Origin of the sequence: Motilibacter deserti (assembly GCF_011250635.1) — a bacterium.
Classification (GTDB): domain Bacteria; phylum Actinomycetota; class Actinomycetes; order Motilibacterales; family Motilibacteraceae; genus Motilibacter_A; species Motilibacter_A deserti.
This window is the reverse complement of record NZ_JAANNP010000056.1, coordinates 1-11,623: the sequence shown is the minus strand read 5'-3', so window position 1 is coordinate 11,623 and position 11,623 is coordinate 1. Positions and strand designations below refer to the sequence as shown.

Here is an 11,623-nt window from a genome sequence, read left to right as displayed (position 1 = left end):
GACCCCGGGGTCACGAAGTCCGGCGATCCGCCGTTGAGCGAGGAGACGACGGGCACGCCCAGCACCGCGGCCACGGCCGCGACGACGAGGCTCCCGAGCAGGAGCGCCAGCGGCCGGCGGACCGACAGCCGGGCGAGGGCCTCGAGCACGTCAGACGGCCTCGGGCGCGCGAGCCGGCTCGGAGACGGCGCGCTGGGCCGGGATCCCCTGCGAGGCGCCGAGCTTGCGGGCCAGCCGCTTGAGCGCGCCGCGGTAGGCGAAGTGCTCCACCTCGAGCGCGTGCCGCTCCGAGTTGTAGTAGTCGATGCCGCCGTTGAGCCGGCCGGCGCTGCCGGGGTCGGCCTTGAGCGCGCGGAACCAGCCGACCTGCTCGGGGTCGTCGCGCAGCTGGCGCACGAAGCGGGCCATGACCTGGGACTGGTAGTCCATCAGCGGCCAGTTGCCGGTCGAGGTCTGGAAGAACCCGATGACGAAGAGGTTGTCGTACGTCGGGTGGAAGGCGTTGAGATAGAGCCGGGGGAAGCCCCCCTGTGCGTTGAGGTGGGCGTCGGCGTCGAGGAAGGGGAACTCGGCGAGCTGGAACCCGGTCGCGTAGACGATGACGTCGACCTGCTCCTCGGTGCCGTCGGTGAACAGCACCCGGTCCCCGCGCAGCTCCGCGACGTCCGGCTTGGGTGCGATGTCGCCGTGGCCGAGGTGGTAGAGCAGCGTGCTGTTGATGATGAAGTGCTCTTCGTACAACCGGTGCGACGGCTCGGGCAGGCCGTACTTCTTCGCGCTGCCGGCGTTGTTGACGGTGAGGAAGAGCTTGCCCAGCGCGCGCCGGATCGGCAGCGGCGACCGGGTCTTGAGCGCGAGCTCGTAGACCACGTCGGACGGCTGGCCGAACAGGTACTTCGGCCAGTAGTGGTAGCCGCGCCGCGTGCTGTGGAACGTCACGGCCGCGTTCTGCGAGGCCTCGACCGCGATGTCGCAGCCGGAGTTGCCCGCCCCGACGACGAGCACGCGCTTGCCGCGCAGGACGTCGGGGGTCTTGTAGTCCCCCGAGTGCACGGTCACGCCGTCGAAGTGGCCGCGGTAGCCGGGGTAGCGCGGCTTCCACAGATGGCCGTTCGCGACGACGAGCCCGGCGTAGCGCCGCGCCTCCCCGCCGTCCAGCACGACGTTCCACAGCCCGTCCTTCGTGCGCTCGACGCTCTCCACCGTCCGCTCGAACTCGATGTGCCGTTCGAGGCCGAACGCCTCTGCGTAGGAGCGCAGGTAGGCGAGCGCCTGCCGCTGGCCGAGGAAGGTGGGGTACTCGGCGGGGATGGGGAAGTCGGTGTACTGCGTGAAGGGCTTCGACGTGATCATGTGCACCGAGCGGTAGATGCTGCTGTTGGGCTTGCCGTAGTTCCAGTTGCCCCCGAGCTCGTCCTCGCGCTCGATGACGTCGACCTCGATGCCGAGCTGCAGGAGGTTCTTGGCGGCGGTGAGGCCGGCGGCGCCGGCGCCGATGACGCAGAACTTCGTCGATCGGTCGTCCACGGTCATGGCTTCCTGCTTTCGGAGCGTTGTCGGGCGGGGAGCACGGGCATCCGCCCAGGTCAGGGCGAGCAGTTCAGGGGTGCAGGGACGGGGCGAGGAGGCGGGCGACCGGCGCCCCGGCGGCGTCGAGCGCGGCCCATGTGCCGCCGGTGGCGTCGACGTGGAGCCGTCGGGCGGGGCCGGCTGCGGGGCCGAGCTCGATCCGCGGCACGTTGAGCACGCGGGCGGTGGGAGTGCCGCTGCGCGCCCAGACCCCGCGCACAAGCCCCTCGACCGCGGCGAGGTCGAGCGCGAGCAGCGGGGCCGGGGTGGCGCCCAGGACGTCGGCGGCGTACGCGGGGGTCGAGGCAGCGTGCCAGCTGCCGTCCGGCGCGACGCGCCAGTCCGCCGGGCGGAAGGTGTGACCGAGCCAGGCCAGCCGGTCCGACGTCGGAGCGCCGGCCGGCGGCAGGGCCCCCGGTGGCTCCGGGAGCACCTGGGGCGGGGCCGGCGCGGGCCGTGCGCCGAGCACGAGCAGGGCGCGTGCGGCGTCGGCGCCGTCCAGCTCCAGCGCCGCCTCGACGTGCCACTCGTCAGCAACCCACTTCGCTGTTGCCGACTTCGCGAGAAGCGCGGTGCGCCCGTGCATCAGGCGGAGCGCGGGCAGCTCGACGCGGAGCTCGCGCACGGCCAGCAGCTCCAGGTCCTCGCGCCCCTCCGGCAGCACCCAGCGGCCGGCGGCCAGCAGGTGCTCGAGCACCAGGGAGACCGGCAGCGCGGGCGCGCCGTCGACGCGGAAGTCGCGGGCGACGGGCAGCAGCCCGGGGTCGAGCGGGACCACGGACTCCACCGCGCGGCCGGGGGCGAACCGGCGGGGCTCGCCGAGCAGGTGCAGCTCGGTGCGGAGCCGGCCGATGCCAGGGAGCCGGGACCAGCTCGGGTAGCCGCGCAGCAGCGACGGCACGATCGACGCGCCGACCTCGCCGTGGAAGGTGACCTCGCCCGGAGTGCGGGCCAGCAGCTCGTCAGCCCAGAGCCGGACGCCCTCCCCCACGTCGAGGGAGGACATGTAGCGCAGGGTCGCCTCGTAGTTGCTGATCATCCCGAGCCGGTCCCAGGTCGGCCAGCACAGCGTCGACACCGCGGCTCCGGCGGCGCCGGCCCAGAGCCCCAGCCGGCTGAGCGCCTCGTTCGCCGCGCCGTAGTCGAGCTGGCCGACCATACCGCCCCAGCGGCCGGTCAGCGACCCGACGTTGCAGACGAACTCGGGCCGGGCCGAGTCCTCGAGGGCGGCAACCAGGTTCAGGAATCCGAGTACCTTCACCGCGAGCACGCGGCGGACGTCGTCGTCGTTCTTGACCGGCAGCCGCGCCGGCACGTCGAGCCCGGCGTTGTGGACCACGCCGACGAGCCGGTCGCCGGCCGCGGCGAGCAGCCGGCGCACGTCGGCCGGGTCGGTCACGTCCTGCTGGACGTAGTCGATGTCGGCGCCGGACTCCCGGGCGTCGCGCAGGTTCCGCCACAGCTCGCGCTCGCGCGCCAGGGCCGCCAGCTCGCGCCGGGCCTCGGCCACGCGCCGCTCCGCCGCAGCTGCCTTGAGCCGGTCGTCCCGCAGCCGGCGGAAGCCCGCGTCGTCGAGCGCGAGGACGGGGTCGTCCTGCGGGGGCCGGGGCGCGCGGCCGCTCACCACGACCCGGCATCCGTACGCGGCAGCGAGGTGGCGAGCGAGCGCGAAGCCGATGCCCCGCCCGCCACCGGTCATCACGACCACGTCGCCCGGGCCGAGCGCCGCCACGGGCGGGCCCACCGGCGCCGGCCGGGCGGCGAGCGTCCACCGGCGGTCCGTGTGGCCGACCTCGAAGAGCCCCCAGTCGTAGAGCTCCGCGCACACCAGCGCGGCCGCCTCGTCGTCGCTCTGGCCGGCGAGGTCGACCACCTTCACGTTGCACGTCGGCAGCTCGCGCGGCAGGCCCTTGGCCAGCCCGGCCCACAGCCCGCCGAGCGGCTGCGGCACCGCGCCGCCGTCGAAGCCCATGCGCCCGCCCATGCGGGTGACCGCGACGTAGAAGACGCGCGTCGTGTCCTCCTCTGCCGCCCACTCCGGCTGCAGCGCCTGCAGGAGCGCGATCGACTGCAGGAACGGTGCTTCGTACGTCCGCCCGGCGGTGACATCGAAGGCCGACGTCAGGTTCAGGTCCACCAGGCCGTCGACCCGCCCGAGCGACGCGACCAGCTGGGCCGCCCCGGCCCGGTCCGTGTCCGGCGGGACGCGCACGGCGCGCGAGCCGGCGGCCGTGAGCGCGGACACCAGCGCGGCGGCCGGCCCGTCCCCGCCCCCGACGACGAGCACCACGCGGCCGCGCAGACGCTCGCCCCCTCCCTGCGCCGGCGCGACCTCCTGCGGCTCCCACACGTACCTCCCGACGGGGCGGGAGGGCGCGGCCGGCGCGGGGGCAGGAGCCGGCCGCTGCTGAGGAGGCGCAGGCGGCGCGAGCAGGCTCACGGGCTGCGCTCGCTGACGGCCAGCGGGAGCCCCGTCAGCGGGCGGAGCGAGACGAGCGTGCCGAGCTCCGGCGGACGGCCGGGCGTCGGGTCGAGCCGGAAGCGCTGCAGCACCATGGCGAGCGTCAGCGTCGTCTGCAGCAGCGCCATCTGGTTGCCGATGCACTGGCGCTGGCCGCCGCCGAAGGGGAAGTACGCGAAACGCGGGCGCTGCGCCGTGGCGTCCGGGGCGAAGCGATCCGGCTCGAACGACGTCGGCCGCTCCCACAGGTCGGGGTGGCGGTGCGTCACGAACGGCACCTGGAAGACGTGCGTGCCGGCAGGGATGCGGTAGCCGCCGATCTCGTCGTCCTCGACGGCGTCGCGCGGATAGAGCCAGATCGGCGGGTGCAGGCGCAGCGTCTCGTCGACGACCATCCGCACGTACGTCAGCTTCCGCACGTCCTCGACCGTGGGCACGCGGTCGCCGAGCACCTCCGCGACCTCCGCGGCCGCCCGCTCCTGCACCTCCTCGTGCCACGCGAGCTCGTGCAGCGCCCACGCGAGGCCCGTGCCCGTCGTCTCGTGCCCCGCCATGAAGATCGTGCGCATCTCGTCGTGCACGAGGTCGTCGGACAACGGCTCGTCGCCGTCCTCGGAGGCCTGCGCGTGCAGGAGCAGGTCGACCAGGTCCGCCGGCGCGTCACGGCCCTCCCGGCGGTGCTCGGCGACGATGGCGCGGACCGCCTCGTCGATGACGCCGCGGGCGTCCGCGATCGTGCGGTTGTAGCGCGTGGGGATGCGGTCCGGCGTCATCTGGGACGCGGTGCCCTTGAAGATCATGGCCTCGAGCGACACGGCCATCGCCGGGGCGACGCGCGGCGCGGAGGGCCACAGGTCGGTGCCGAAGATGATGTGCCCGAGCGCGCCGAGGCTGAGGTCCATCATCTCGGGCACGACGTCGACGGGAGTGCGCTCGGCCGCCGACCGCTCCCACCGGTCGAGCACGACGGACGTCGCGTCGGTCATCGCCGTCGCCATGCCCGCGATCGCCGTCTGGTGGAAGAGCGGGTTGACCCGGCGGCGGCGTACGCGCCACTCCTCGCCGTCGGTGGTGAGCAGCCCGATGCCGAAGAAGATCTTGAACCGCTCGTACATCTTGCCGCGCACGTAGTTGCGGTTGTTGTCCTGCAGCACGTGACGGACGCCGTCCGGGTGCAGGTTCAGGTGCGTGAGGTACGGCCCCAGCGGCAGCCGGACCACGTCGCCGTAGGACCGGTGCAGGTCCTGGAAGAGCAGCGGCGCACAGGACTGCAGCCGGCGCAGGTTGCGGACCATCTCGTACGGCCCGCGGGGGCCGGGCGCACGCCCGGGCCGCGCGGCGGCACCGTCCCCGGACGCGCGGCGGCTCGTCGGGAGCAGGGCGCGGGCCCGGTCGGCCCTGCTCTGCACCGGGATCGCGGGAGCGTCGACGGCCGCCTCCGGACCGGGGGTCGCGGTCGTCATCGCACACCTGCCATCGTCGAGAGGGAGCCGGCGCCCGGGACCTGGTCCGGCTGGAGGAACTCGCCCGTCTCCGGGCGCAGGAAGCCGAGCACCGTCCAGTCGAGGTCGCGCAGCTCGGCGAGGACGCGCCCGTCAGGGCGCACCGCCGTGAACGCGTTGCCCGCCCCCGCACCGCCCGCGTCGCCGGCGTCGTCGAGCACGGCGTACAGCTCGACCGTGCCGTGCTCGGCGGCGATCCGCGCGTCGTTGGTGCGCTCGTAGAGGTTGACCCGGCGGATGCTCAGCGGTGCGGCCAGCGGGACGAGGCCGTCCTGCACGAGGGCGAGCACCCCGGTGCGCGCGAGCCCGTCGAGCAGGATCGTGGGCACGCCGAACCGGGAGAAGACCGGGTCGTCCGGGCGCAGCCGCAGGTCGTAGGTCGACCGCTTGCCCCAGGGGTGCAGCCGGGTCCGCGTGGTCGAGGCGAACATGTCGGTGAGCAGCACCGGGGAGCCGGCCGCGTGGTACGGGTCGACCACCGGGGTCTCGGACAGCGCGGGCCAGGGCTCCCACCGCGGCGCCTCCGGCAGGCTGCGCGCGAGCAGCACCCGTGTGGTGAAGTGCAGCCGGTCGCGGACCAGCACGGTGCCGTTCGGGGCGACGACGTCGGAGGTGACCCGCACCTCGACGACCGCCTGCCCCAGGTCCGGTCGCACCTCGGCGACCGTGGCGCTCACCCGGTGCGGGACCGGTGCCGCGTCCGGCCGCACCTTGAGGAAGCGGTGGAAGACGAGGTCCTCCAGCGCGTAGACCTGCAGGTCGGGCAGGAGGGCCGACGCCGCCTCGTAGGCGATCTCGGTGACGAACGTTCCAGGCAGGGTCGGGGCGCCCGAGACCAGGTGGTGGGCGAGGTAGGGGTCGGCACCGACGGAGAACCCGTGCTCGAACACCGCGCTCGTGGCGGTGCGCGAGACCTCCCGGTCGAGGAAGTGCGGCTCGGGCCTCTCCTGGACGGATGTCGCCGGTGTGGCCGGGCCCGTGCTGAGGAAGCCCGGGATGAGCCGCCCCACCGCCGCGCGCTCGGCGTCCCCGAGGTGGACCGACAGCGGCTCCACCCGGGCCATCCGCAGCTCACGCAGGAAGTGGTGCACGCCCTCGGCGGTGCTCATGGCCGAGTACATCCCGGTCTTCTCGAAGTACGCCTTGGTCAGCTCGCCGGCCCCGAGCCCCACCTCCCCCCAGAGCGTCCAGGCGATCGTCGTCTCCGCCGCACCGAGCGCGTCGTGCGCGTAGGTCGCGGCGCAGGCGAGGAAGTCGTTCGCCGCGGCGTAGTCGGCCTCACCGACCTGGCCGGTGATGCCGAGCAGCGAGCCGAAGTTGCACCACAGGCCGGGCCGCACGTCACCGAAGGCCGACTTCAGGTTCTGGTACGCCCGCAGCTTGAGGTCGCGGATCCTCCGGAACTCCTCGAAGCTCTTGACGTTCAGCGGTGCCGAGCGGTTGAGGCCGGGGGCGTTGATGAGCAGGTCCACCCGCCCCGTCACAGCGAGAGCCTGCTCCACGACGCCACGCACCTCGTGGGCGTCGCGGATGTCGCAGGCGAGGTAGCGCACCCGGTCGGCCCCGCAGAGGGCGCGCAGCCGGTCGAGGTTGCGAACCGTGTCGCGCGCGTCGGCGATACGCTGGAAACGGGCGTTCGCCTGCGCCGGCGTCACCCCGCCGCCCTGTGCGAGCTGCTCGCGCATGTAGCCGCTGCGCGAGGACAGGAACTCCGCTTCGGGCATCTGGAGATAGCGCTCGGGGTGCTCGTCGATGCGGTTGCTCCCGACCACGACGATGTGCGGGCGGACGTCGCGGGCGAGCCCGGCCAGCAGCTCGGCCGTGATGCCACGCCCACCGCCGACGGCGAGCACCAGCGACGACTCGTTCAGCGTCGGCAGCTCGGCCTGCTCCCCCGCGTCCACCTGCAGCCGGCTGGTGCAGCGGCAGCCGTCCAGGTAGTACGCGACGGGGAGGCCACGCGTGTGGGCGGACTCGGCCTCCGCCTCTGCGACGCCGGCGGACAGGGCCTGGGCCGAGGTCAGCACGGCGTACGTCGTGCTCTGCTCCAGCTCGAGCCGGGCCACCTTGAGCAGCCCGGTGAAGAGCCCCGCCAGGGGCGCCGGTGCGTCGCCCGCCACCGCGTCCAGCGCCAGCACGACACAGCTCGCGCCCGGCTCACGGAGCCGGTCGTAGCCGGCCTGCAGCGTGCAGAAGAGCAGGTCATGGAGGGCTTCGACGCCGGTCGACGCGTACGCCGGCTGCCGGGTGGAGGCCGCGAGCGTCGTCACGACACGGACGTGCCGGACCGGTGCCGTGCCGAGCGCCGCGGCCACGGCGTCGGGGCTGACCTCGGCGATGTGCACCGCTCCGCTCGCCGGGTCGACCGGTGCCACCGACAGCACGAACGCCGAGGGCGGGGCGACGCCGGTGACCAGGTCCGGCCGGTCGGTGAGGACCACGACGCGCTCGCCCGCGGGCCAGAAGCGGGTGGTCGGGCCTCCGCCGTCCCCGGGGTCGGGGACGAGGCGGGCGACGTGCCGGTCCACCTTGCACGGCGTGCCGTCGGGAAGCGTGCCCGCGGGAAGTGCGGGCTGCTGGCCGGCGGAGGCGGGCGCCGTGCCGGCGGCCGAGGCGTCGGGAGCCGGGCCGGCGTCGGCCGCGGGCTCCGCGTCCGGGACCAGCACCAGCCGGCGGCCCGGGACGTCCCCGCCGTCGCACACCACCGTCGCCCGCTCCCCGCGCGCGGTCGCCGCCAGGGCCTGCAGGATGCCCAGCCCGCCCTCGGCACCGAGGTAGCTTGCGGTCCGGCCGGACGGCACCGCGCCGCAGGTGACGTCGGCCGGAGCCGCACCGGCCGCCGCCGCCTCCTGCAGCTCCTCCGGGTCGAACAGCCCGAGGACCTCCAGGCCGGCCCTCCGGGCAGTCTCCTCGGTCACGACGGCGAACAAGAACGCACCTTCAGCCAACTCGGCTTCGCCCGACAGGACGGGCGCCACGAGCTCGCGCGCCTCCACCGTGGCGTTGCCGTTGATGCCGCCGACGAGCGCGACGGTCAGGTCACCGGCCAGCAGGTAGCGGGCCGCCACGTCGAGCGCGCTGAGGGCGGAGGTGAAGCCGGTGTCGACCGTCATGTTGAGGCCGTTGAGGTCGAAGTAGTTCGCGACGCGGGCCGGGATGACGTTCGGCATCATCCCGGGGAACGAGTCCTCGTTGGAGGGCGCCACCAGGCCCCGCACGTCGTCGGCGAGCCGCTTCATCGCCTCGTCCAGCCACTCCGCCCCGGCGAGGGCGGGGTCGGCCGGGAGCCGGCGCGAGAGGTCGTCGAGGTAGCACCGGGTGGCGTAGAGCGTGGCGTTGCGTGTCGCGCCCATGTGCCCGAGCAGGACGCCCATCGTGCGCCGCTCGGCCTCCCAGAAGTCCCCGAGGCGGTCGCGCAGGGTGTGCGCGCACTCCAGGATCATCAGCTGGCACCGGTCGATCGAGCGCAGGATGCCCGGTGGCATCCGTACCTTCTGGAACGGCGGCAGCGGGTAGCTCGGGCCGAAAGACCGCTCCGGCTCCGCGCCGTCGGCGAGGAGGCCCGCGAGCTGCTCGGCACCGATCCCGCCCGGCACGTGCGCGGCCTGCCCGACGATGGCGAGCCGCTGCCGCTTCGGGACGCTCAACGTCCCCTCCGCAGCGGCGGCCGGCGGGTCCTGCACGACGAGGTGCGCGTTGGTGCCGCCGAAGCCGAAGCCGGAGACCGAGGCCGTACGCCGGTCCTCGCGCCGCGGCCACGGGACATCGGCGACGGGGATGTCCAGGCAGGTCGAGCCGACCTGGAAAGACTCCGGCGGCGCGGTGAAGCGGTGCTGGCGCGGGATCTCGCCGTGCTTCAGTGCGAGGACGACCTCGATGAGGCTGGCGGCACCGGCCGCCCATCCCGTGTGGCCGATGACCGACTTGTTCGACGTCACCTGCACCGGTGCTGCGGAATCGATCGTCTCGCGCAAAGTCGTGAACTCCGCGAGGTCACCCGCGGGGGTCCCGGTGGCGTGGGCCACGACCCACTCGGGAGGCGGGACGTCGCCGGCCTGCGCCATCGCCCGCTGGATCGCGATCTTCTGCCCCGCCGGCGAGGGTGCGTAGATCGCCTTGCCCTTGCCGTCGGAGGAGGAGCCGAAGGCGCGGAGCGTCGCGAGGACCCGGTCGCCGTCGGCGCGCGCCCGGCTCAGCCGCTTGAGCACCACGACGGCGGCGCCGTCCGCGAACAGGACCCCGTCGCTGCCCGCGTCCAGCGAGCGCACCTCTCCTCGGGCCGACAGGCCGTTGAGCTTCGCGAAGAGGATGGAGCCGCGCGGCCCGAGCGCGAACGCCCCACCGCAGACGGCCACGTCGTAGCGGCCGTCGACCAGCCCCTTGACCCCGAGGTCGACCGTGTAGAGCGAGGAGGAGCAGGCTGTGTCGACGACCAGGAGCTCGGTGTCGGCAGGGAGCACGCCGCGCATGGCGTGGGCGCCCACCTGGTGGGGCAGGTAGCGCATCGGGTCCGGGCCGCTGCGCGGGTAGCTCCGCGACAGCGCCTCGTCGACCGCGCCCAGCCGGCGTTCCCGCTCGTCCGCCGGGACCTGCAGGCTGCGCAGCACGCTCTCCATCCGCGTACGCACGCCCGAACGCAGCATCGCCTCTTCGAGGTGCTGGCTGCCGTCGGCCGTGTAGCCGACCATGAGGCCGAGAGCGTCTTCAGGAGTTGTCACGACGCCCTCGAGCGCCTGCAGCAGGGCGTGGCGCAGCCAGAGCGTCGTGGACTCGGGCTGGGCACCGCCCCCGTTCGCGGAGAGCTCCGCAGCGAGGGCCGGGTGCGGGACGAAGCCGGTGATGAAGGCCGACCGCTGCGAATATGTCTTGTCCTCGGCTGCGCGGTCGGGGGCGTAGAAGTGGTCGTTCTCCCAGCGGTCCGGTGGGACCTCGACGAACAGCTCCGCGCCGTCGCGCAGCAGGCGCCAGTACTCCTCCGGGTCGTTCGCGCCGGACACGGTGATGCCCATGCCGACGACGGCGATCTCGTCCTCCTCGGGCGCCACGGGCCGGGGCGCCGTCGACGCCGGCTGCGTCCTGGCGGCCTGCTCGGCACGCTCGAGGAGCTGGGCGGGACGGCGCGGGGCGGGCATCTCGACGGGCGGGGCGGGTGCGGCCTCCGCCGCGGGCTCGGGCTGGGGCTGCGCCGCGGCCTGCGGAGCCGGCGAGAGCAGCGCCGCCCCGGTGGACAACCCGCCGTCGGCCAGCACGAGCTGCCCGGTCATCCAGCTCGATCGCGGCGACGCGAGGAAGGCGACGACCTCGGCGAACTCCTCCGGGCGGCCGAGCCGGCCCATGGGGGTCGCGGCGACGACCGTCTCCTGCATGCTCTGCGCGTCGGGGAAGTAGCCGATCACCTCGCTCTCGATCAGCCCCGCGGCAGCCGTGTTGACCCGGATGCCCTGAGGGGCCAGCTGCACGGCGAGGTAGCGGGTCAGCGCCTCGACCGCCGCCTTAGCCGGCGCGCAGGCGAGATAGTTGGCCATCACCAGGCTGCCGCCGCCGAGGGTGGACAGGTTGACGATGCTGCCGCCGCCGTGGCGCGCCATCAGCGCGGCCGCCGCCCGCGCACACCCCAGGCTCCCCTTCAGGTTCGTGTCCAGCGCCCGGTCGAGGAGCTTGTCGTCGACCTGCTCGTCGGGCACGAGAGCCCCGTAGGCGGCGTTGTTGACGAGGACGTCGAGCCGGCCGAAGCGCTCGTCGATCTCGGCGAACATCGCGTCCCGCTGGGCCTCGACCGCGACGGAGGCACGGATCGCGACAGCCCGGCCGCCTGCTGCCTCGATGGCGGCGACCGTGTCGCGCGCCGCCTGCGGGCTGCGGAAGTGGTTTACGACGACCGTCGCACCCTCCGCCGCGAGCCGGAGCGCGATGGCCCGGCCGACGTTGCGGCCGCCGCCGGTGACGAGCGCGACGGCGCCGTCGAGTGATGGGGCAAGTGTCATGGTGTCCGCCCTCAGACGGTCTGCAGGGCGACGGGCGCCCCGTGCTGGGAGAGGACGAGGTCGGCGATCCGGCCGAGCGTCCCGTGGTCCGCGATGCGGAAGCCGGC

4 protein-coding genes are annotated in these 11,623 nt (G+C 74.2%); all 4 read right to left on the bottom strand.

The genetic code is table 11. The annotated features are described in order from the left end of the window. Positions 1 to 150: 150 nt before the first annotated feature. The 4 genes from G9H71_RS18595 to G9H71_RS18580 all read right to left on the bottom strand — a co-directional run bounded on the left by G9H71_RS18595 (position 151) and on the right by G9H71_RS18580 (position 11,516). The gene (locus tag G9H71_RS18595) at positions 151 to 1,533 is read right to left on the bottom strand and encodes a flavin-containing monooxygenase (protein ID WP_166284288.1); all 1,383 of its coding nucleotides are present in this window, start codon (positions 1,531 to 1,533) and stop codon (positions 151 to 153) included. Between the two features lie 67 nt (positions 1,534 to 1,600). Beyond that, the gene (locus tag G9H71_RS18590; protein ID WP_166284287.1) at positions 1,601 to 3,919 is read right to left on the bottom strand and encodes an SDR family NAD(P)-dependent oxidoreductase; all 2,319 of its coding nucleotides are present in this window, start codon (positions 3,917 to 3,919) and stop codon (positions 1,601 to 1,603) included. 86 nt (positions 3,920 to 4,005) lie between these two features. Further along, the gene (locus G9H71_RS18585) at positions 4,006 to 5,493 is read right to left on the bottom strand and encodes a cytochrome P450 (protein ID WP_166284286.1); all 1,488 of its coding nucleotides are present in this window, start codon (positions 5,491 to 5,493) and stop codon (positions 4,006 to 4,008) included. After that, on the bottom strand, positions 5,490 to 11,516 hold the full coding sequence (locus G9H71_RS18580; RefSeq protein ID WP_166284285.1) for an SDR family oxidoreductase: 6,027 nt from the start codon (positions 11,514 to 11,516) through the stop codon (positions 5,490 to 5,492). The genes G9H71_RS18585 and G9H71_RS18580 overlap by 4 nt, the downstream gene beginning before the upstream one ends. Positions 11,517 to 11,623 lie beyond the last annotated feature (107 nt).